This window comes from Novosphingobium sp. ERN07 (assembly GCF_012641335.1).
In the GTDB taxonomy this organism is placed as follows: Bacteria; Pseudomonadota; Alphaproteobacteria; order Sphingomonadales; family Sphingomonadaceae; genus Novosphingobium.
Window position 1 is genome coordinate 1 of record NZ_JABAID010000014.1, and the last position, 20,255, is coordinate 20,255.

The 20,255-nt window shown below is 61.8% G+C and carries 20 protein-coding genes; 8 read left to right on the forward strand and 12 right to left on the reverse strand.

Annotation, left to right across the window (positions count from 1 at the left end; all coding sequences use genetic code 11):
- Positions 1 to 227: 227 nt before the first annotated feature.
- Positions 228 to 1,766 (forward strand): lipopolysaccharide biosynthesis protein, encoded by a 1,539-nt coding sequence (locus HGI47_RS16130; protein WP_168853803.1) that lies wholly within the window; start codon positions 228 to 230, stop codon positions 1,764 to 1,766.
- Here HGI47_RS16130 and HGI47_RS16135 read toward each other — a convergent pair.
- Together HGI47_RS16135 and HGI47_RS16140 are read right to left on the reverse strand one after the other, a co-directional pair.
- Positions 1,763 to 2,644, reverse strand: a complete 882-nt coding sequence (locus tag HGI47_RS16135) for a glycosyltransferase (RefSeq protein WP_168853804.1) — start codon at positions 2,642 to 2,644, stop codon at positions 1,763 to 1,765. The two genes, HGI47_RS16130 and HGI47_RS16135, sit on opposite strands and share 4 nt — an antisense overlap.
- Entirely contained in the window at positions 2,641 to 3,258 is a 618-nt protein-coding gene (locus tag HGI47_RS16140; protein ID WP_168853805.1) for a bifunctional 2-polyprenyl-6-hydroxyphenol methylase/3-demethylubiquinol 3-O-methyltransferase UbiG, read from the reverse strand. Before HGI47_RS16140 ends, HGI47_RS16135 begins: the two co-directional genes overlap by 4 nt.
- Before the next feature lie 104 nt (positions 3,259 to 3,362).
- On the opposite strand from HGI47_RS16140, the gene HGI47_RS16145 reads away from it, so the two are divergent.
- Positions 3,363 to 4,304, forward strand: coding sequence for an aspartyl protease family protein (locus tag HGI47_RS16145; RefSeq protein WP_168853806.1), 942 nt, complete (start codon positions 3,363 to 3,365; stop codon positions 4,302 to 4,304).
- Positions 4,305 to 4,345: 41 nt separating this feature from the next.
- Positions 4,346 to 6,172, forward strand: a complete 1,827-nt coding sequence (locus HGI47_RS16150; RefSeq protein ID WP_168853807.1) for an ABC transporter ATP-binding protein/permease — start codon at positions 4,346 to 4,348, stop codon at positions 6,170 to 6,172.
- Positions 6,173 to 6,502: 330 nt separating this feature from the next.
- On the opposite strand, the gene HGI47_RS16155 is transcribed toward HGI47_RS16150, so the two are convergent.
- The 5 genes from HGI47_RS16155 to HGI47_RS16175 are packed head-to-tail and all read right to left on the reverse strand — an operon-like array spanning position 6,503 to position 9,568.
- Entirely contained in the window at positions 6,503 to 6,715 is a 213-nt protein-coding gene (locus HGI47_RS16155; protein WP_240950239.1) for a DUF1737 domain-containing protein, read from the reverse strand.
- The gene (locus HGI47_RS16160; RefSeq protein WP_168853809.1) at positions 6,716 to 7,120 is read right to left on the reverse strand and encodes a GFA family protein; all 405 of its coding nucleotides are present in this window, start codon (positions 7,118 to 7,120) and stop codon (positions 6,716 to 6,718) included.
- A gap of 53 nt (positions 7,121 to 7,173) precedes the next feature.
- Positions 7,174 to 8,475: an ATP-dependent protease ATPase subunit HslU gene (hslU, locus tag HGI47_RS16165; RefSeq protein ID WP_168853810.1), complete on the reverse strand. Its 1,302-nt coding sequence runs from the start codon at positions 8,473 to 8,475 to the stop codon at positions 7,174 to 7,176.
- Positions 8,475 to 9,032 carry an ATP-dependent protease subunit HslV gene (hslV, locus tag HGI47_RS16170; protein WP_168853811.1) on the reverse strand — a complete coding sequence of 186 codons (558 nt, stop codon included), beginning with the start codon at positions 9,030 to 9,032 and terminating at the stop codon, positions 8,475 to 8,477. The genes hslU and hslV overlap by 1 nt, the downstream gene beginning before the upstream one ends.
- A gap of 44 nt (positions 9,033 to 9,076) precedes the next feature.
- Positions 9,077 to 9,568, reverse strand: a complete 492-nt coding sequence (locus HGI47_RS16175) for an outer membrane protein assembly factor BamE (protein ID WP_168853812.1) — start codon at positions 9,566 to 9,568, stop codon at positions 9,077 to 9,079.
- A 189-nt stretch (positions 9,569 to 9,757) separates the two neighbouring features.
- On the opposite strand from HGI47_RS16175, the gene HGI47_RS16180 reads away from it, so the two are divergent.
- The 3 genes from HGI47_RS16180 to HGI47_RS16190 are packed head-to-tail and all read left to right on the forward strand — an operon-like array spanning position 9,758 to position 12,235.
- On the forward strand, positions 9,758 to 10,276 hold the full coding sequence (locus tag HGI47_RS16180; RefSeq protein WP_168853813.1) for a ubiquinol-cytochrome C chaperone family protein: 519 nt from the start codon (positions 9,758 to 9,760) through the stop codon (positions 10,274 to 10,276).
- Positions 10,273 to 10,785, forward strand: a complete 513-nt coding sequence (locus tag HGI47_RS16185; protein WP_168853814.1) for a DUF177 domain-containing protein — start codon at positions 10,273 to 10,275, stop codon at positions 10,783 to 10,785. Before HGI47_RS16180 ends, HGI47_RS16185 begins: the two co-directional genes overlap by 4 nt.
- 4 nt (positions 10,786 to 10,789) lie before the next feature.
- Positions 10,790 to 12,235: an MATE family efflux transporter gene (locus HGI47_RS16190; RefSeq protein WP_168853815.1), complete on the forward strand. Its 1,446-nt coding sequence runs from the start codon at positions 10,790 to 10,792 to the stop codon at positions 12,233 to 12,235.
- A 23-nt stretch (positions 12,236 to 12,258) separates the two neighbouring features.
- Here HGI47_RS16190 and HGI47_RS16195 read toward each other — a convergent pair whose 3' ends face one another.
- The 5 genes from HGI47_RS16195 to HGI47_RS16215 form a co-directional block, all read right to left on the reverse strand.
- The gene (locus tag HGI47_RS16195) at positions 12,259 to 13,959 is read right to left on the reverse strand and encodes an ATP-binding protein (protein WP_168853816.1); all 1,701 of its coding nucleotides are present in this window, start codon (positions 13,957 to 13,959) and stop codon (positions 12,259 to 12,261) included.
- Positions 13,960 to 14,077: 118 nt separating this feature from the next.
- Positions 14,078 to 14,800 carry a TIGR02186 family protein gene (locus HGI47_RS16200; protein WP_168853877.1) on the reverse strand — a complete coding sequence of 241 codons (723 nt, stop codon included), beginning with the start codon at positions 14,798 to 14,800 and terminating at the stop codon, positions 14,078 to 14,080.
- Between the two features lie 53 nt (positions 14,801 to 14,853).
- Positions 14,854 to 15,768 carry a sulfite exporter TauE/SafE family protein gene (locus tag HGI47_RS16205; RefSeq protein ID WP_168853817.1) on the reverse strand — a complete coding sequence of 305 codons (915 nt, stop codon included), beginning with the start codon at positions 15,766 to 15,768 and terminating at the stop codon, positions 14,854 to 14,856.
- An 85-nt stretch (positions 15,769 to 15,853) separates the two neighbouring features.
- On the reverse strand, positions 15,854 to 16,960 hold the full coding sequence (locus HGI47_RS16210; RefSeq protein ID WP_168853818.1) for a hypothetical protein: 1,107 nt from the start codon (positions 16,958 to 16,960) through the stop codon (positions 15,854 to 15,856).
- Complete coding sequence (locus HGI47_RS16215; RefSeq protein WP_168853819.1) at positions 16,960 to 18,441, reverse strand: glycosyl transferase family protein; 1,482 nt, start codon at positions 18,439 to 18,441, stop codon at positions 16,960 to 16,962. Before HGI47_RS16215 ends, HGI47_RS16210 begins: the two co-directional genes overlap by 1 nt.
- Positions 18,442 to 18,522: 81 nt before the next feature.
- Here HGI47_RS16215 and nhaA point away from each other — a divergent pair, with 81 nt between their 5' ends.
- Both nhaA and HGI47_RS16225 read left to right on the forward strand, forming a co-directional pair.
- Complete coding sequence (gene nhaA, locus HGI47_RS16220; RefSeq protein WP_168853820.1) at positions 18,523 to 19,695, forward strand: Na+/H+ antiporter NhaA; 1,173 nt, start codon at positions 18,523 to 18,525, stop codon at positions 19,693 to 19,695.
- A 102-nt stretch (positions 19,696 to 19,797) separates the two neighbouring features.
- A complete protein-coding gene (locus tag HGI47_RS16225) occupies positions 19,798 to 20,253 on the forward strand; it encodes a Dps family protein (RefSeq protein WP_168853821.1) in 456 nt (151 codons plus the stop codon).
- Positions 20,254 to 20,255: the final 2 nt, after the last annotated feature.

The window sequence follows — 20,255 nt, forward strand, 5'->3', positions numbered from 1 at the left end:
GACTGAGTGTCCGTCTATGTTGGCGACCGCTCCAAAGCTGCTCAGCAACTCCGCTGCGGTGAGAGGCCCTCTATGACCACCAACGAGTCGCGTCAACAGCCAATCTTGCAGTTTTTTGAAAAACTTCTCCACAGCACGAGATTACCGACGCGGCACCTCAACGGATCGGCCTGGACTGGCGCAACCGTAAGACCGGGTTAACGGCCCAAGCTGTAAGGCAGCCCCGCATGACCGACACTTCTTCCCCCGCATTGGCACCAGCGATGCCGCACGACTCGTTCGCACCTGCACCGCTTGCCGGCCAGGAAACGCTGACCAGCGATGTTAAAAGGGCGATCATCTGGCGCTCCGGCAGTCAGATCGCCGCGCAGATCGTGAGCTGGTCCTCAACCCTCATCGTCATGCGGTTGCTCTCGCCCAGCGACTACGGGCTGTTTGCGATGTCGCTGGTGATGTTGAGCTTCCTTACCTTTCTTAACGGCTATGGTTTTGCCAGCGCCCTGATTCAGGAACGCGATCTCGATCAGCACCGCATCCGCCAGGCGTTCGGGCTGCTGCTGTCAGCAAATGCGCTTATCGCGTCGGTCCAATGGTTCGTAGCCCCTTCCGTGGCAGCCTATTACGGGCAACCGGTGGTGGCAGACATGTTGCGCGTGCAGACGCTGATCTACGTCTCCACCCCGTTCATCGCGATTCCCGAAGTCCTGATGGGGCGGCGGCTCGATTTCCGTAGTCAGGCGATCGTCAATCTCAGCTCCGCGCTGACCGGCGCGATTCTCTCGTTGGTCATGGCGTGGGCCGATTTTGGCGTCTGGACGTTGGTCTACGCGCCAATCGTGATGTTCTGGGTGCGCGCAATCGGGCTGACCATCCTTGCGCGGTCGCTTGTCTGGCCAAGCTTCGATTTCCGTGGCTGCGGCAGCATCTTCCGGTTCGGCCTTGCGATTCTGCTCACACAGTTATTCTGGCTGGTGCAGACGCAGAGCGACATTTTCGTGATCGGTCGCAAGCTTACCCCGCATGAGGTAGGCGTCTATTCGCAGGCGGTGTTTCTGGCGACGATCTTCTATTCGCGTTTCGTACCGCCGCTCAACGAGGTGGCTTTCCCCGCCTATTCGCGCTTGCAGGACGATCTGCCCGGCCTGCGCTGGGCATTCCTGCGCTCGGCCCGCCTGATCATGCTGATTGCGGCACCGCTCTATGTCGGCATGGCGGCAAGTGCGAAGCCTCTGGTTGCAACGCTGTTTGGCCCGATATGGCACGAGCTGCCGCCGCTGATCGAGTTCATGGCGCTGGCCATGCCGTTCATGACGTTGCAGGTGCTGTTCTCGCCCGCGCTCAATGCCATTGGTAAACCCGGCGTGCCGGTACGGACGGCGATTGCCGGGGCGGCAATTTTTGCAGCATCCTTCGTGGCTGCCGCGCAATTCGGCATCATGGCCGTGGCGATGGTGTGGTGCCTTGCTGCGCCATTGCTATTGCTGGCCACAGTGCTGCTGTCACGCTCCGCACTGGGCATCGGGCTCGGCGATATGTGGCGAGCGCTGGCCTTGCCCGCCGGAAGCAGCATCGCGATGGGCACTATCGTGTGGGCCGCCGACCGGTGGCTGATTGCGAACCGGCTCGACGCTTTGCCCGTGCTACATTTGGGGCTGCTGGTTGTGGTGGGCGTGATTGCCTATGCAGGCGTGATCCATGCCGCAGATCGCGCCGCGCTGGGTCAGATATGGGGCCTGATCAGAAGAAAACCGGAAGCGACGGTCTAAACGCCGCGCGTTGCCGCCGCCTTCATCCGGGCAAGCGCACGGCGATCAAACCATGACCAGATCCCGCCGCGAGGCTTGAAGCCCGAAAGATGCGCGGGATAAAGGCTCGCCAACCGCTCCGGCAGGCCATGCGGACCTTCGTTGCGCAGGATGTGGGTGATGATGCGGTCCTGAAAGTGGCGGACGGCGTAATTGATCATGCGCCCATGCTGCATCCGCCAGCTCGACATATCGAGCGGCGCGAAGGGTTCACAGCGGAACCCGGCGCCCATGACCGGGCGCACACGCTCTTCACACCATTGCAACAGGGGGCCGAGATCGGTCTTGGCGAGAGCGCCGACCAATCCGTCATCCCCGACAAGATCCACTGGCAAGCGGACGCCGCTAGCCCGCATGGCATCAACAAAGCTGCCACGCAGCGCGTAGAGATCGCCAAACACGCCGTGCGAGCGCGCCATGAGGCGACGGTAGTGATCCGCACGCCGCCCGTTCAGCGGCGGGGCAGAGGCCAGTTGCGCTTCCGGGTGGGCATCAAAAGCCGCCAGCAAGGCAGGGATCGATCCTGCTGCAACTTCGGCATCGCCATCGACCAGAACCACCGCACGCAGGCCGGGCGGCAGTGTATCAAGAATGATCCGGTTCCAACTGCGCGCCTTGCCGGGTTCGGGCCAGTCATGCAGCGTCAGGTTTTTATGCTGCCCGGCGATTTGAGCAACGATTGCCGCCGTTCGATCACGCGATCCATTGACGACGACGTGGATGGCATATCCTGCATCCGATAGCGGCAGCGTAGCAAGGCAACGGGCAATGCGGCGCTCCTCATTATGCGCAAGGACGACCACTGCGACAGGCGCAGCCCCCTCGCCCGCAATCGTCATACCTCGGCCATCGCCCAGATCGTTACCGGGAAGCGTTCGTCATTGATAAAGCGCTTTTGCCATCCTGCGCGTGCCCAGCGGAACAGGTTGCCCCGCACGGCGGCGGCGTTGCCCCAGCCACCTGTCTCGATCTTCGCAGGATCAAAGCCGCACTCTTCAAGGAAATGCACCATGCCAAGCTGCGTCCAGCGCGAGCAATCGGTGGGAATCGGGTGATAGCGGATTAGGAATGGCGTGATGTTGATGAAAACGCCGCCGGGCTTGAGCATCGCACGGACATTCCTTGCCGCGCGATAGGGATAGAGCAGATGCTCCCATACGTTATCTGCGATGATCACATCGAACTTCTGGTCGAGAACCTCGTTGCAGATATCGTGTTCCGGCCAGTTCATCTCGGTGTAGCTGCCCCAGCGGCGCTGCCGCCACTTCCAGCCCGCCGAAATCTCCAGCGCATCCAACGATTCGGTGCCCCGCCTGTCGAGCCATGCGTCAATCTCGCGATAGGCCACGACGCGCGTGATATGCGTCTTGTCATAACCGACAGCCCGCGCTGCCGCTTCTGCAAGACCAAGCGCCCGTGTGCGCCAATCGGAAGATGCCGAATCCGTGCTCATTTTGTCCGAATAACCGCAGGGGATTGCCACGGCGTTAAGGCCATGATCGAACAGACTGGTGGCATCGTCAAAACAGGCGTAAACTGCGCGCAGGGAGAAGGACGATGCGCAAGGCCCTTGCAGGCTGGACTGCGGTTCTGATGGCGGCAAGCCTGCCTGCGCGGGCTGCCGACGATCCGTTGCAACCCACCGGCGATACCGAACTGGTCAAGACCATCGACGACCGTCACAATCGCATGACCGTGCCGGTCCAGATAGGCACCCACGGACCTTTCCGCTTCCTGATAGATACGGGGTCCGAGCGTACCGTGCTGTCACGCCAGATCGCCACCGCGATGAGCCTGCCTATCGCCGGAAACGGCATAGTGGTGGGCGTTGCCGGATCGCAGGCCGTCGAACTCGTCGATGTCGAGGAAATCAGCCTTGGCAAGCGCACATATTACACACTCACCGCGCCACTGCTCGAACAGCAGCATATCGGGGCCGACGGCATTGTCGGGCTGGATAGTTTGCAAGATCAGCGCGTCCTGATCGACTTCCGCAAAGACACGATGCTGGTCGGTGACGCCGCATCGCTGGGGGGATCGCGCGGGTTCGAGATCGTGGTCAATGCGCGGCGCAGATCGGGCCAGTTGATCATGACGAATGCGCTAGTCGATGGCGTGCATACCGATATCGTGATCGATACGGGATCAGACAGTTCCATCGGCAACATGGCGCTACGCAACGCGCTGACCCGGCGGCGGCAGGCACAGCAGACGGTGCTCTATTCGGTCACCGGCCAACAATTGAGCGCGGACCTGATCATGGCATCGACCATCGAGGTGAGCGGTCTGCAACTGCACAACACGTTCCTCGCCTTTGCCGATTCGCCCGCGTTTCATCGCCTTGGGCTGGAAAAGCGCCCGGCCATGCTGCTGGGGATGGCGCAGTTGCGCATGTTTCAGCGGATCGCCATCGATTTTGCCAAGCGGCGCATCCTTTTCGATCTGCCTGCCGAGGTTGCCAGCGCAAATCGGCGAGCGCCGGGTTTGCGAATCCAATGAAGGCACTGGCATAGCGCGCCACTGCGCCTATGTGGGGAGCCATGCCGCCTGAAAACCCCACAAGTGCCAAAATAACCCGCCACGATGGCTGGCAAACCCTGCAGCGCTTCCTGCCCTATCTGTGGCCAGCCGATAACGCGGTCCTGCGCCGTCGGGTGATAGGCGCGGTGCTGATGGTGCTACTGGGCAAGGCGACCACGCTGGCCCTGCCATTCGCTTACAAGAAAGCGGTCGATGCCATGACGCTGCCCGCGGGCGCGCAGCCCGCGTTGACCGTGGCGATGGCTTTCGTTCTTGCCTATGCGCTTGGTCGGTTCGCGGGCGTTTTGTTCGACAACTTGCGCAACATCGTTTTCGAACGGGTGGGTCAGGACGCAACCCGGCATCTGGCCGAAAATGTCTTCGCGCGGCTGCATAAGCTTTCGCTGCGCTTCCACCTTGCCCGACGCACCGGCGAGGTGACCAAGGTGATCGAGCGCGGGACCAAGAGTATCGACACGATGCTCTATTTCCTGCTGTTCAACATCGCGCCCACGGTGATCGAGCTGACCGCCGTCATCGTGATCTTCTGGATCAATTTCGGGCTGGGGCTGGTCACGGCAACGGTCCTGGCGGTGATCGCCTATGTCTGGGTCACGCGCACCATCACCGAATGGCGCTCCGCCCTGCGCGAGAAGATGAACCGGCTTGATGGGCAAGCCCTGTCACGCGCGGTCGATTCGCTGCTGAACTACGAGACGGTCAAGTATTTCGGGGCCGAATCGCGTGAGGAAGCCCGCTATGCCTCCGCCGCGCGCGCCTATGCCGATGCGGCGGTAAAGAGCGAAAACAGCCTTGGCCTGCTCAACATTGCCCAGGCCGTGATCGTTAACCTGCTGATGGCAGGGGCGATGGCGTGGACGGTGTGGGGCTGGTCGCAAGGACGGCTGACGGTGGGCGACCTCGTGTTCGTCAACACCTACCTCACCCAGCTTTTCCGCCCGCTCGATATGCTGGGCATGGTCTATCGTACGATCCGGCAGGGCCTGATCGACATGGCCGAAATGTTCCGCCTGATCGATACGCCGGTGGAAGTGGCCGATGTACCCGGCGCGCCCGCTTTGGTGATCAACCGCCCCTCGGTGACGTTCGACAACGTGGTCTTCGGCTATGACCATGACCGCGAAATCCTTCATGGCCTGTCGTTCGAGGTGCCTGCAGGCAGCCGCGTTGCCATCGTCGGACCGTCGGGTGCCGGGAAATCCACCATCGCCCGGTTGCTGTTCCGCTTCTACGATCCGTGGTCCGGGCGCATCCTGATCGACGGGCAAGACATTTCGCAGGTCACGCAAGGTTCGTTGCGCGCCGCGCTCGGCATCGTGCCGCAGGATTCGGTGCTGTTCAACGACACCATCGGATATAACATCGCCTATGGCCGCGATGGCGCGGGCATTGATGAAGTGGACGCCGCATCCAAAGGCGCAGCCATTGCCGATTTCATTGCGCGCCTGCCGCAGGGCTATGACACCGAAGTGGGCGAACGCGGCCTGAAACTGTCCGGCGGCGAAAAACAGCGCGTGGCCATCGCCAGAACGCTGGTAAAGAACCCGCCGATCCTGCTGTTCGACGAAGCGACCAGTGCGCTCGACACGCGCACCGAACAGGATATCCTTTCCACCATGCGCGCGGTCGCCAGCCACCGCACCACGATCTCGATCGCGCACCGGCTTTCGACCATCGCGGATTCGGATACCATTCTGGTGCTGGATCAGGGACGTCTGGCCGAACAGGGCAGCCACACCGACCTGCTGCGCCACAACGGGCTTTATGCTGAGATGTGGGCGCGGCAGGCGCAGGAAAGTGCGGAAGTCAGCGAGGCGGCGGAGTAGCCTTCCTGCGACGCGCCGCGAGATATGCGCTCTCACTTTCCGCGTATTCTGGCGGTAATGAATAGCGATCGCGTTGTTCATATCGCCTTGCCGCGACACGATTGGCTGCCCGTGTAAGGCGAGTGCAACGCCAAATTACAAACACTTCGAAAACTATTGCTGAAGCGCATAAGATCGCGCCAACGCCAACCCAAACATGGCTGATGTCTCGTAATAAAAATATACCAAGCCAAGCCGGTAAACTCGCAACCACAGGGGAAGCTGGTTTGCCATTCCGCTTAAGGTCTTCATCGGTCCATCGTCGTACAGCCAAATAGAACCGTTTCACCCTCACTTCACCACATCCGCCTCATGCCACACCACGGCCTGCGCCACTTTGATGCAGTCCATCCCGCCGTCATAGGTCATCGACGGTGAGCCATAGAGCCGCCAGCCCTGCTCCAGCGCTTCGGAAACGCGCTCGCAAAAAGCGCGGTCATCCTTTCCGGTAAGCAGGCGATAAACAGGGCGATCTTCGGGCGTCTGGTAGGTCATCCTGCGCATCTACTCCTGACCGGGGAACCGCGCAAATTCCGGCAGGCCGTGCGCCTGTGCCATCCAGCCAATGCGTTCTGCCGTCTGGATATGGAGTTGCGCGGGCAACTGGTCAGGATCGTCGAACGTGGCGGATTGCACGTCCACGATGCCTGGCAAAGTCTCAGCATTGGTGAAGAACAGCCCCGTGCCGCATTTGGGGCAGAAGTTGCGCATCGATGCGCCCGACGAATTGTGCGTCGTCACTTCACCCTGCGTCAGCGCGAACTGGTCTTCCTTGAACATTGCCCACGAAACCAGCGGCGCCCCCGCGCTCTTCCGGCAATCGGTGCAATGGCACAACGCGACGTGCATCGGCGCGCCATCCACCTTGTATCGCACTGCGCCGCAATGACAGCCGCCTGCAAGTTCCATCATCTCTCTCCCCGCGAATCGATGGATGGAACATTACAGGAACGAACCACGCCTCACAATATGTACTTGGAAAGATCCGCATTGCTGGCGAGATTTGCCAGCTTTTCGGCCACGTAAGCCTCATCCACCATCACCGTTTCGCCCGTGCGGTCTTCGGCATCGAAGCTCACTTCCTCAAGAAGCTTTTCCATCACCGTCTGCAAGCGCCGCGCGCCGATATTCTCGACGCTTTCGTTCACTTGCGCGGCAGTGCGTGCCACGGCGCGGATCGCTTCGGGCGTGAAATCCAGCGTCACGTTTTCGGTGGCGATCAGCGCGCGATATTGCTCGACCAGATTGGCGCGCGTTTCAGAAAGGATGCGTACGAAATCGTCTTCGGACAGCGCCTTCAGTTCCACCCGGATCGGCAGGCGGCCCTGCAGTTCGGGCAGCATGTCACTGGGCTTGGCCACATGGAACGCGCCACTGGCGATGAACAGCACATGGTCAGTCTTCATCGGGCCGTATTTGGTGGCCACAGTCGTCCCTTCGATCAGCGGCAGCAGATCGCGCTGCACGCCTTCACGCGAAACCGAACCGCCGCGCACATCGGAAACCGCGATCTTGTCGATCTCGTCAAGGAACACGATGCCGTTGGTTTCGGCATTGCGGATCGCCTCGCGCTGAACATCGTCCTGATCCATGCGCTTTTCGGCTTCTTCGTCGACCAGCTTGTCCCAGGCATCGGCAACCCGCATCTTGCGGCGCTTCAGGTTCTGCTTGCCAAAGGCCTTACCCATCATGTCGGACAGATTGATCATGCCGATGTTGCCGCCCATGCCCGGAATTTCCATGGGCATCGAAGGGGCATCTTCCACCTCGATCTCAACTTCGACGTCGTTCATCGAACCATCGGCCAGCCGCGCCTTGAAACTTTCGCGCGTAGCTTCGCTTGCACCGTCACCGACCAGTGCCTTGAGCAGCCGGTCCATCGCCGCCTTGCTCGCGGCCTCACGCACCGCATCGCGGCGGCGCTCCTTTTCCAGCCGGATCGCTTCTTCCACCAGATCGCGCGCAATCTGCTCCACATCGCGGCCGACATAGCCGACTTCGGTAAACTTGGTGGCTTCCACCTTCACGAACGGCGCATCTGCCAGCTTGGCAAGACGGCGGCTGATCTCGGTCTTGCCGCATCCCGTCGGCCCGATCATCAGGATGTTCTTCGGCGAAACCTCGTCACGCAGATCGGCAGACAGGCGCTGCCGCCGCCAGCGATTGCGCAGCGCTACGGCTACGGCTTTCTTGGCATCGGTCTGGCCAACAATGTGTTCGTCCAATGCACGGACGATGGCCTTTGGTGTCAGTGAATCGAGCATCAGATTTCCTCGACCGTCACGCGGTCGTTGGTAAAGACACAGACGTCAGCGGCCACCTGCATGGCGCGGCGGGCGATCTTTTCGGCGTCGTCCTCGTAATCGGTAAGCGCTTTTGCTGCGGCCAAGGCATAGTTCCCACCCGAACCGATGGCAGCAATGCCGCCCTCAGGCTCCAGAACATCGCCATTGCCAGTAAGAATGAGCATTGTCTCCGCGTCGGCCACGATCATCAGCGCTTCAAGGTTGCGCAGATATTTGTCGGTGCGCCAGTCCTTGGCGAGTTCTACGGCAGCGCGCATCAACTGGCCGCGATGCTGCTCCAGCTTGCGCTCAAGTCGTTCGAACAGGGTGAAGGCATCTGCAGTCGCACCGGCGAACCCGGCGATGACTTTCCCATCCCCGATGCGGCGCACCTTGCGGGCGTTCGGTTTCATCACCGTGTTGCCCATCGAAACCTGCCCGTCACCGGCGATGACGGTGCGGCCGTTCTTCTTCACCCCGATGATGGTGGTGCCGTGCCACTGGATAAGGCCGTGGCTCGCCCTGCTATCGTCCATTGCCGCGATATGTGGCGCGCGGCGGCTATTTCAAGCCGGAGCGATCAGCTACCGTTCGGACCTGTGCCGCCGGTTGCCTGCCCCTGCCCACCCGGAATCGCGCCAACTGCACCGATATTGCCGAACAGATCCTCGAAGAACGACCGGTCGCGGCCCAGTGTCGGCGTCTTGTCGCTTTCGGGCGAGAGGCGCGCGACCTTCTCCATTCCTTCACGACTCAACGAAGCGACGTTGCCCTTGCCGTCAAAATTCACCACCAGCACGTTCTGATCTTTGGTGCGCGGGCGATTGAACGGCTTCTGTTCGGTGTTCTGCGAAATATAGTACCACGTCTGCGTGCCATAGGGACTGGTGAAGGTCGGGCGGCCAAGCGTGCGTTCCACTGACTGCTTGTTGTCTACGCCGGGCTGGACCGAAGAAACCAGCACTTCATCGACAATATAGCCGCGATGGTCCTTGATGCTGGAACATCCCGCCGCCGCCACGCCGAGCGCAAGCACCGCCGCACCCTGCACCATCAGCCGCATGTTCCGCATTCGCAAACTCCGCTCTTCAGTCTTGCCGTGTCATGCCCGTTTGCATCGGGAATGCACAGCCACTATCTGCCGGACCCTTAGGGTCCAATCAGCATTACCGCAATGCCGCCCGCACCGGCTCTGCTATGTGCCTGCTGAACGGTCCAGATTTAATAGCCCATGAACGGGCAGAATATTAGGAACTGCGCAATGTCATTCTTGGGAAAGCTGTTCGGACGCAAGGATGATGACCGCGCCGTCGCCCGCCCCCTGTGGCACCGCACGGTGGAAATCGCGCGCGAAAAGGAATGGTATCGGGATTGCGGCGTGGCCGATACCGTTGGTGGACGATTCGATATGATCACGCTGATCCTTGCCATCGTGCTGATCCGCATGGAGCGTGACGCCGAACTGATCGAGCCTTCGGTGCGCCTTACCGAGCTCTTCGTCGATGACATGGACGGCCAGTTGCGCGAAAGCGGCGTGGGCGATCTGGTGGTGGGCAAGCGCATGGGCAAGTTGATGAGCGTTCTGGGCGGTCGCCTTGGCGCCTATCGTGAAGGGCTGAACGCTTCGGACGAAGCCGTCATGGCCGATGCCGTCGCCCGCAACGTCAGCTTGCACGATGGCACCGATCCGCTGCTCGTCGCCCGCCGCGCGCGCGCCTTTGCCGCCGGGCTGGACCTTGTGCCCGCCTATCGCGTGCTCGATGCGGAGATCGGAAAATGAGCGCTTCTGAATTTTCACGAGTGATCGACATCCGCCAGATCACAGACGAACCGGTTGTGCTGGTGCCAGACGACGCGGAACGTCGCCGTCTTGCCGGGCGGTTCGGCATTTCCGCGATTGATGACATGCGCGCTGAATTGCACCTGTCGGTTGAAGGCCACAAGGTCGATGCCAAGGGCCGCCTTACGGCCAGCATCATGCAGGCCTGCGCGATTTCGGGTGAGGACTTCCCCGTCAAGATCAATGAGCTGATTGCCCTGCGCTTCGTCCCGCCGGGTGAGGATCATGCGCCCGACGAAGAAATCGAAATCACCGCCGACGATTGCGACGAGATCGAATACGAAGGCATGACCTTCGATCTGGGCGAGGCGGTAGCGCAAAGCCTCGCTCTCGCCATCGATCCTTTCGCCGAAGGGCCTGATGCCGACAAGGCACGGGCCGAACACAATCTCGGCGGTGATGTGGCGTCCGGCCCTTTTGCCGCGCTCGCCGCGCTGAAAAAGGACTGATTCTTTGGCATCACCTCCGGGCCGTGGCCGCGATCTGACCAGCGGTCCGATCCTCAAGACGCTTGTGCTGTTTTCGGCACCGACGCTGGCATCGAACATCCTCCAATCATTGAACGGCTCGATCAATTCGATCTGGGTCGGGCAGATGCTGGGCGAAGGCGCGCTGGCCGCCACGGCAAATGCGAACGTGGTGATGTTCCTCGTCTTTGCCGCCGCATTCGGTTTCGGCATGGCGGCAACGGTCAAGATCGGCCAGGCTTTTGGCGCGCGCGATGTGTTGGCCGCGCGGCGCACCTTCGGCTCGGCAGTGGGCTTCTGCGTGCTGCTTTCGCTGGTGGTCGGCTCGCTCGGCTGGATTTTCGCGCCCGAACTGCTGACAGCAATGGCGGCGCCCGGTGAGACGTTTGGCCTTGCGCTCACTTATCTACGGGTGATCTTCGTGGCCATGCCCGCCTCGATGGTCACGGTCATGCTGGCAATGGGCCTGCGCGGCGGCGGCGATGCGGCCACGCCATTGAAGTTCATGATCCTCTCGGTGGTGCTTGATGTCGCGCTGAACCCGCTGCTGATCCGTGGCTTCGGCCCGGTGCCTGCGATGGGCATCGCCGGGTCCGCCCTCGCCACCGCTATTGCCTCATTCGTGTCGATGATCGGCATCGTTGGCTACGTCTATGTCAAGGATCTACCCCTGCGCCTGCGCGGCGCAGAGCTGGCCTGGCTCTGGCCCCGCCGTGACGAGCTTGGCTATATCCTGACCAAGGGCCTGCCGATGGGGGCGCAGATGCTGGTCATCTCGGCAGCGGGCATCATCGTCATCGGCCTCGTCAACCGCGAAGGTATGTTGGTGAGCGCGGCCTACGGCGCGGCACTGCAATTGTGGACTTACCTGCAAATGCCCGCAATGGCCATTTCAGCCGCTGTCAGCGCAATGGCGGCGCAGGCCATCGGTGCAGGCCTGAACGACAGGCTTGGCCGCATTACCCGATCGGGCATCGCGCTCAATCTCACCGTCACCGGCTTGCTCTGCGCGCTAATCCTGCTGTTTGATCGCCCCGCTCTCGAGCTGTTCCTCGGCACCGGCAGCGCGGCTGTGGACGAGGCGCGCCACATCCAGTTTCTCGCCAGTTGGAGCTACCTCCTGTTCGGCATCACCATTGTCCTGTTCGGCACGATGCGTGCAGGCGGCGTGGTGTGGACGCCACTGATCATCCTGTCGCTGGTGCTCTATCCGGTTCGGTTGGGCTTCTACTATGCCGTCTACCCCCGCCTCGGTGCAGACGCATTGTGGCTGGCCTTCCCCGTCAGTTCGCTAGTCGCGGTGGCGCTATCGCTATGGGCCTATCGCCGCCCGCAATGGCGCGAAAAGGCCCGCGCGGTCCCTTCGGAAGAGTGCGAGGAGGAAACCCACGCCGATGGTGATACGGCAGGCCGGATGGCTCCCAGCCTTTAGTCTCGACCCAGTTACCGGCCCAATTACCGACTCTGCGCGCGCCAACGCTGCACGGTGCGCTCCACTGCGCGTTCCTCACCCCCGCTCCTGCTCCACAGTTCATAGAACGAAGGATCGTTTGAAGCAGGGCGCTTCATCGCGTCCAGATCATCGAAGGCCACGCGCATCGGGATCGAAACGCCTTCCCCCGATATGATGCACTCACGGTTGCGCAGCGCCGGGATGGTATCGACAAAACCCCGCGCGCCTTCAGGCATCGCCGCCTTGACGAAAGCCTGATCGCGGTCGTTGTTCAGTCGCATGGAGATGATCGTACCGCACTGCGAAAGCACGCCTTCGGCAAGGTCGGACGGCCGCTGCGTGATCAACCCCAGCGACACGCCATATTTGCGCCCTTCCTTGGCGATGCGTGAAAGGATGCGCCCCACCGACGATCCATCGGAGTTCTTCTCGCTCGGCACATATCGGTGCGCTTCTTCGCACACCAGCAGAATGGGCCGCGTTTCCTCTTCACGCGCCCATATTGCATAGTCGAAGACAAGCCGACTGAGCACCGCGACAACGGTCGACGTGATTTCGGACGGCACGCCCGAAACGTCAATGATCGAGATCGGCTTGCCGTTGGCAGGCATACGGAAAATCTTCGAGATGAACTCCGCCATCGTATCGCCCACCAACATGCCCGAAAACATGAACTGGTAACGCGGATCGCTGCGGATTTCCTCGATCTTGGTCTTCAGCCGCATGTAGGGAATCGAATTGGTCCCCTTGTCCAGCCGTCCCATCTCGTTCTGCAAGATGATCATCAGATCCGACAGCAGATAGGGGATCGGTGAATCGACCGTGATCTTGCCGATCTGTTCGGCCAGCCGGTTCTTGCTGCGCGCCGCCAGCAGACACTTGGCCAGAATATCGGAATCGAGCTGCCGATCCGGTCCGGTCGTGGTGATAAAGACTTCGCAATGCTCTTCGAAGTTCATCAGCCAATAGGGCATCTGCAGGTTTGAAACGTCCAGCAACTGGCCCGTCGTTCTGAAAGCGGCGGAATATTCGCCGTGCGGATCGACCATCACGATATGGCCCGAAGGTGCCATCTCGCAGATGCGGTGCAGGATCAGCGCGGCAGCGGTCGATTTGCCCGTGCCGGTCGATCCCAGCAGCGCAAAGTGCTTGCCCAGCAGCGCATCGACATACACCCCGGCACGGATATCGCGCGTCGGGAAGACCGTGCCGATGGAAATGTTGGTGCGCCCATCGCTGGCATAGATCTGGCGCAAATCGCTCGACGTTGCGGGATAGACCAGCGCGCCCGGCACCGGAAAGCGCGTGACACCGCGCCGGAAGCCAAAAATACGCTTCGTCAGACGCTCTTCGTCGCCCTCGCCCAGAAAGTCGATCTGCGCAACGATGCCGCCAGGAACCGACGTATCCTGCCGCTGCGTGCGGACGCTGGCGAGAAGCCAGGCGTTGCCAACGCGGATCTTGATCTGGCTGCCAACCTTGCCCGAAAGCGCAATCGACGGATCACAATCTTCCGAACATTCGTCCAGCCGCACCAGATCCAGCGCGATGGCCGAACTGGAACCAGCGATATCGCGGACAAAGCCAATCGGCTTGCGCGCATTTTCAGACGGCGGCGCGTCTGGGGTGACGCCATAGAAGGGTTTGCTTTCGATTTGCTCCTCTGCCGCAGCTTCCGGCACCACGAAAGTCTGCTTCCCCATATCGGACATCGCGCAACCAACCTTTTCGCCAGGCATTCTCAGCCAGTCAGGGCATTGGAGGTTGTCGATATCCCGACAGGGTTAAAATCGACTGAATTTTAGGTAGGCACGCAAACGCTCAGACCAGCGCGAACAGTCGTCCAGCAACCCAACCCATCGCCACGGATACCAGCACGGCGAACAGGCCATACAGCCAGCCGTTGCGGTCGGCAGCCACGGCGACAAAGCGTTCGAAGCCTTGCTTGTTCACTTCGACACGGGTGATCGCCGATGCCACCACCTTGCCCCCGCGAATAGCGAATGTTTCTGCCGTGTACGTCCCCGTCTGCACGCTGGAAGGCAGGCTGATCCGTGCCTGATAGAGCACCTGCCCGCTGATCTTCACACTGCCTTCCTCTTCGCGGTAAAGACCCTGCCGGCGCATCAGATCGACCAGGCCTGCCGAAAAGCGCTGTTGCTCCTTCGGCTCGATCACTCCGATCGGTGAAAGTTGCAGCCATTTCAGCCCCAACTCGTAAATCGCCGCCGTCTTGTCATCCACGATTTTGGCGATTGGCCGCGATGAAGCGACCGCGAAATAGCTGGGAGCAGAGCGGAATTCGAGCGAATCCGCGTTGATCCAGATCCCGGCCAGCTTCTGCTTTTCGCGCAGCACGATGGATTGCACCGGGCCTTCCAACACCACGACGATATCGTATTCCTGCGCCGCGCGGCTGCCTTCGGGGCTGAGGATCGCCCCGAACAGGAGCAGGTCAGCGCCAGTAAAGCCTTGCCGCACCTGAATTTCGTGTTGCGAGATTTCGGGCACAAGGATCGGATCGCGCGCGCCCAGCAGCACCATGCAAGCCAGCAGTGCCAGGAAACGAAGCCTGCCGCCGAAGGTCAGGCCCGCCGTCACAGCGGCACCACCGTATAGATTTCGTCCGGCCTGTAGCCCAGCCCCAGCGCCATGCGCAGCGCCACCAGCAGCACGATTGCCGCAAGGATCAGCCGCAGATGCTCAGGCTTGGCCTTCTGCGCGAATTGCGCTCCCACTTGCGCGCCGGTCACCGATCCGATCAGCAGCATCACCGCCAGCACGATATCCACCGCCCGCGTCGTCAGCGCGTGCATCATCGTCGTCGCCATCGTCACGAACAGGATCTGGAACAGCGACGTGCCCACAACCACGTTCACGCCCATGCCAAGGATGTAGAGCAGCGCTGGCACAAGGATGAACCCGCCGCCGATACCCATCAGCATGGTCAGGATGCCCGTCGCCACGCCCAGCAGCAGCGGGGCCAGCGGCGAGATGTAAAGGCCAGACCGATAGAACCGCCAGCGCAGCGGCAAACTGGCCACCAGCGGATGATGCCTTCGTTTGCGCGCAGGCTGCGGCACGCCCGACTTCTGCGCGCGCAGCGTGGTGATGCTTTCGTGCGCCATCAACCCGCCGATGCCGCCCAGCATCAGCACGTAGAGGATGTTGATCACCGTATCGATCTGGCCGAGCGATTGCAGCAGGCGGAACAGCAGCGATCCTAACCCGGTGCCGATCACGCCGCCCGCCACCAGCACCGCGCCGATATGGTAATCGATCCCGCCGCGCCGCGCGTGGGCGAAAGCGCCCGAAACGCTGGCACCGGTCACCTGACTGGCGGCAGAAGCCGCAGCCACCGTCGGCGGCACGCCATAGAAAATCAGCAAAGGCGTGGTCAAAAACCCGCCGCCAACCCCGAACATGCCCGAAAGCAGCCCCGTCAGCGCGCCAAGGCCGATGATGACCAGTCCGTTGACGGAAAGATTTGCTATCGGAAGGTAGACATCCATTGCACTTCAGACGCTAGGCCGACCGTGGCCCGCCAGCAACCCCGCGCAATTGCTTTTGCGGCAAAAAGCTGTGCCCTGCCATCTGTCAGAACGAAGACGCCACCGTCAGCGCGGGGCCACTGCCCGGCCGCGCATTCCCGGCAACCCGAAAACGCCAGTCCACCGCCACGCGCGCAGGACTGGCGTCCCCAAGATCCAGCCGGAACGAAGCGCGCGGCCCCACATCAAGCCTCACCGCCCCTTCCTGCCCGCCTGACCACACGCCCGCCCCAAGCCGCAGATCACGGTTGCGCCCGCCGATGCGCGGCAAGGCGCGCTCCACCACGGCTTGCACATCGTAAAACGCCGTCGCGCCGCGCCCACCGGCATAGCCCGCCTGTCCGTAGGCTTCGGCGGTGAGACCCAGCGGCAGGCGCTGCGGCATCAGTTCAGTCACGACAGTAGCCACGGGCCGCACCTGCATCGCGCTGCCTTTGGTATCTTGCAGCCGCGCTTCGGCCAGCACCCGCAAGGGCAGGCGCGATACCGGGCGGAACCCGAAACCCAGCGCCACTTCTTTGTCCTTGCCCGGCGCGTTGATGGCCAGCGACGTGCGCAGATAGCCATAGCTTTCGTGCAGATCACCCCGCCCCAGCCGATAGCGCACCACTGCACCTGCCTGACTCGCGCCATAGGACGCCGCACCCGGTGCCTGCGCCGCTGCGCCGCTGCCCGCGCGCATCAGCAGCCAGTTGTCCCCGCTCCAGCGTGGATCGTCTTTCACAGGGGCCGGTGACGGTGGCGATAGCACTTCCGCCTCACGCGGCACCCTCATGCGCCGCGTTAAAGACTGGTGTGGCGCAAGCGCTGGATTGGACTGACGCAAAAGGCGGGGCGCAATCAGCATCTGCCCGTCCGTCTCCCGCTGCGGAATCCGCACGTCCGTTTCGTTCAGATCGCTATGCGAAAGCCTTGCGCTGACCGTCCGGCCACGCCGTTTCTCGGCCACGGCAAGCACGGATCGAATGACCTGCCGCCGGTCCGGCACCTCCACAGGCATCGCCCCCACCTGCAACCCCCGCGCACTGGCAAGCCCCTCGGGCGAAGGCGACACCGCGCTCAACATCGTCACACGCGTTCCGCCCCACGCGGCAACGATCAGGCACAAGGCAACCAGCGGCTTTCCGCGCCACCCGGTCTGCCCGTCTGCCATCAGGCGGGCGTCGGCAAAGCCGCGCCCTTATACTCGGCCATGTATTCATCATTCACCCGCACATCGGCAGCACAGACCTGCGCCACATGTACCCGATGGGCCGTGTGCTCCCAAAGCAGTCGCCCGCCCATCAGCACGCGCAAATAGGCCACCAGAGCGCGCCGCGTCGCCATGATGGCAATCACATTTCCCACCGGAAAGCGCAGCACCGCGCGCAGACCCTCGTTCCAGCCATATTCGCGCGCGGTGTGCATGGCGCGCATGGCCAGACGCCAGATCAGATTGATCAGATTGAATACCAGCAGCCCCTGCAACAACCCATCACGCTGTAGTGGCGCGGCCATGCCCACCATGTCGAGCAGCAGCAGCACCGGCCACATCAGCACGAGCAGATAGGCCACCGCCAGCACCAGCGCCACCAGCGGTCCGCGCCTATCCCGTAACCGCATCCACAGTTCGCCGCCCGGCCAAGCATTCCAGCCCAGTCGGTCCCACCCTTGAAATGCTATCCCGTGAATCCACCGCGTCTTCTGCCGTACCGAAGCCGCCACGGTGGCAGGAAAGAACTCCCGCGTGGCGATCAGCCCGCCCTGTTCGTCCCGCATCCGCAAAAAGGTTGATCGCCCGCCGGTTTCGTTGACCAGCAAGCCGCACTCATAATCCTCGGTGAGGCATTCGGCGGCAAAGGGATGCACGCTCGCGCGCCGTTCGATGATCCGGTCAATCGCTATGCGCGAAAATGCGCACCCTACCCCCGCCGCTGGCAGCGCAGCCCCGATCCGGTCCCGCACCACCATGTCGCGCGCATGGGCCTCGGCAAATTCGTCGCAGTAATGACCCGCTACCCAGCGCGAAGCCGCCTGCGGCTCAGGCCGCACCGGCAATTGCACGAAGTCTACCTTGTCAAGCGCACGATCCATCAGCGTCAGCGCCGAAGGATGCACCATATCCTCAGCATCGTGCAGGATCAGCGCACGCACCCGGTGCCCGCCGCGCCGCTCATCCTCGCAAACGGCGCGATAGATGCGGTTCAGGCAATCGGCCTTGGTCGTCGGTCCATCGGCATCGTGAACGACCACGCGCAGCCGCCGGTCCCCGCCCGATGCGACCAGTGCCGCCAGCGTCGCTTCATCATTGCGATAGCAGCCGACATAAATCCGCAAATCACGTTGCGGCCAGCATCTGAACGAATGGCGCACCATCTCGGCAATGACGCCAGCTTCCTGCCATGCAGGCACCAGCACCGCCGCAATCCCGCTCAATTCCCCTTGCGCCGGAGCGGCAAGTCGCTCTGTTCGAAGCCCACCCGAAAACCGCAACCGGAACCATGCAAGGTCCACCAGCATTTCATCAATGGCGAACACGGCAAACCAGATTGCCGCAAACAGCAGCAGTTCATGCTCTACAATGGCAAGCCATTGCAGAGGCGTGAAGCATGACCCGGAAATCAGCGGACATGCCAGCAAGAACCTGAACCCCATTTGACGCGCCCGACAGCGCTGGGCACAAGGATCATGCTATGCCTGCTCGACAAGGTTCAGGAACCAAGGGATAATTCGAAAATGGCAGTATCGCCTGCAAAAAAAGGCATTTGGCACAAACTGAAACACAACGAGGCGGCGCCCGGCATCGTCCTGATGATCTGTGCCGCCGCGGCCCTGATCCTGGCCAATTCCCCGCTGCACGATCCTTGGCACGCGCTGTTCCATCACGATCTGCCGTGGACTCCGGTTGCCAAGCTGAACAACCTGCACATGTGGATCAACGACGCGCTGATGGCGGTTTTCTTCTTCGTCGTCGGGCTTGAGATCAAGCGCGAGATTCTCGACGGCGAACTCTCCAGCCCTAGCCGCCGCCGCCTGCCGGTGATCGCAGCCGTCGCTGGCATGGCGATACCGGCGCTCATCTACCTTGGCATCGTGGGGAGCGATCCGTCGCTTCATCGCGGCTGGGCCATTCCTTCCGCCACCGACATCGCCTTTGCCATCGGCGTGCTGGCGCTGGCGGGGAAGGGCCTGCCATCCTCCCTCCGCCTGTTCCTGCTCACCGTTGCCATCGTCGACGATCTGGGCGCGGTCATGGTCATCGCGTTCTTCTACACCAGCGGGCTTGATCTCAATTGGCTGGCCATTGCCGCCGCCGTGTTCATCGCGCTGGTCGCGGTCAATCGCATGGGGGTAAGCGCGCTCGCGCCCTACATCATCGGCGCAATCGTGCTGTGGTATGCCGTCCTACATTCGGGTGTCCATGCCACCATTGCAGGCGTGCTGGCCGCGCTCACCGTGCCGCTGGCGCTCAATGAAAAGCACGATAGCCCGCTGCTTCGCCTCGAACATGCGCTTGTCGCCCCCAATGGCTTCCTGATCGTGCCACTGTTCGGCCTTGCGAATGCTGGCGTAGCGCTCGGCTCCATCGACGGCGGCCCACTCGCCCTGCCCATCGCCATCGCGCTGGGGCTTGTTCTGGGCAAACAGGTGGGCATCCTCGGCAGCATCATCGTGGCCGAAAAACTGGGCATTGCCGCACGACCCGCCGGTGCCACCTTGCGCCAGCTCTGGGGCTTGTCGCTGCTCTGCGGCATCGGCTTCACCATGAGCCTGTTCATCGCAGGCCTCGCCTTCCCGGAAAGCCCGCTGCTGGTCGAAGAAGCCAAGCTCGGGATTCTGGGGGGTTCGATCCTCGCCGCGCTGGCAGGATTGTTCCTGCTGAAAGGTAGTGCCAAATCCACTGCATGATCGACAAATCCGATCAATCAAACCACAACTCTGCGTGAAACCTTCATCCCGTTTTCGCGTATAAGCGGCTCAACGATCCCGCCATCATGAAAGGGGAATGTCATGCCCGGCGACAATGCGAAGAAGGCCCTGATCGACAGTCTCAATGGCCTGCTGGCCGATTATTTCACGCTCTATCTCAAGACCAAGAACTACCACTGGCACGTCGCCGGTCCGCAATTCCGCGATCTGCATCTGCTGTTCGATGAACAGGCAACCGAACTTTTCGCCCTGACCGACATCATTGCCGAGCGCGTGCGCAAGAACGGCGGCTCCACGCTCACCGGCATCGGTGCCATCGCGGGCAAGTCCTCGATCAAGGATGATGACCGCGCCAAGGTCGATGCAATGGACATGGTAAAGGCCCTGCGCGACGATAACGTGGCGCTGGTCAAGGCTATCCGCGCGGTAAAGGAAGCCGCAACCGAAGCGGGCGACAACGCCACCGAAGGCATGGCCGACGACTGGACCGATCAGGCCGAACAGCGCGCCTGGTTCCTCACCCAGATCGCAGCGTAAAA